This window comes from Hominilimicola sp. (assembly GCF_046972485.1).
Taxonomy (GTDB): Bacteria; Bacillota; Clostridia; order UBA1381; family UBA1381; genus Hominilimicola; species Hominilimicola fabiformis.
Genome location: NZ_JBKVWU010000217.1, coordinates 1 through 1544 on the forward strand (window position 1 = coordinate 1; position 1544 = coordinate 1544).

The 1544-nt window shown below is 37.8% G+C and carries 1 protein-coding gene and 1 pseudogene; both read right to left on the bottom strand.

The genetic code is table 11. From position 1 onward, the window contains the following. A pseudogene (locus ACLTU0_RS11900) lies at nt 1–1284 on the bottom strand (excinuclease ABC subunit UvrA); the annotation flags it as partial. Between the two features lie 15 nt (nt 1285–1299). Further along, a partial coding sequence (locus tag ACLTU0_RS11905; protein ID WP_412322661.1) for a hypothetical protein occupies nt 1300–1544 on the bottom strand: 245 nt, incomplete at its 5' end.

Consider the following 1544-nt stretch of genomic DNA (forward strand, 5'->3'; position numbering starts at 1 on the left):
AACTCCGTTAATTGTAACCGCAAGCACTTCATCATTAAGTCTTGCACCGTGACATTTCGGACAAGTTACGTCATTGACGTAACGTTCAATGTCGTTCTTTACATAATCGTATGTGTTGGCATTATAACGTCTTTCAAGGTTTGTTATAACGCCTTCAAACGGTGCACTGTATTTACCGCTGCCGTAACTGCGTTCATAATTCATAGGAATGTTTGTATCGCCTGTTCCGTAAAGAATAATGTTTTGTATATCTTTCGGCAAATCTTTATACGGTGTATTTACATCAAATCCGTAGTAATCTGCAAGGGCTGTAAAATACATATAAGCCATCGAATCTTTTTTATTTGCATTTGCCCAGCCTGTCGCTGAAATAGCACCGTTTATTATACTTAAATTTTCGTCTGCTATAACAAGGTCGGGGTCGATTTTAGACAACGCACCCAAACCGTCACAATTATCACACGCACCGTATGGATTATTGAAAGAAAACAATCTCGGAGTAAGCTCCTGCAAACTGATACCGCAATCATCACACGCAAAATTCTGACTGAAAGACATAATCTCTCCGCCGATAACCTCGACAAGCACAACATCACCTGTCAATGCAATGGCTGTTTCAAGTGAATCGGTAAGTCTCTGAACAATATTTTCACGAATAATCAATCTGTCTATGATAATTTCTATGTTGTGCTTTTGCGTTTTCTTTAACTCTATCGGCTCACTTAAATCATATTGTTCACCGTCGGCCTTTACACGCACATATCCGCTTTTTCTTGCATTTTCAAATACTTTTTTTTGCTCACCTTTTTTACCGCGTATAACAGGCGCAAGAATTTGAATTTTTGTACCTTCGCCCAATGACATAACTTTGTCAACAATTTGGTCTATACTCTGTCTTTGAACCTCTTTACCGCATTTAGGGCAATGCGGTATACCGATTCGGGCATACAAAAGTCTTAAATAATCGTATATTTCGGTAACTGTACCGACTGTTGAACGTGGATTTTTTGATGTTGTTTTTTGGTCGATGCTGATTGCAGGCGACAAACCGTCAATATAATCTACATCTGGCTTTTCCATTTGACCGAGAAACATTCTTGCATATGACGACAGTGACTCTACGTATCTTCTTTGTCCCTCTGCATAAATTGTATCAAACGCCAAAGATGATTTACCGGAGCCCGAAAGCCCCGTAAGTACGACAAGCTTTTCTCGTGGTATTTTTACATCGATATTTTTAAGATTATGCTCTCTTGCACCTTTAATTATAATATCCTTTTCCATTGATTTACCTCTGTTTTACTGTAAATAGCACGTTCCGCATTCTTTATATCTCTGCTGAACGTCCTTTCTTTCATCCATAGCAATTTTAAAATCTTCCATCATTGATTGAGCAAATATTTTTTCGATCAGCGGATGTTCGGAATAAATTAAAGTCGCTTGATTTATCACTTCAATTCTTTCCGATTCGCCGAATTCACGAATGTCGATTATCTCAACATTTTTGTTTGTAACCTCTTTTATTTGCTGTTCTACATTATATA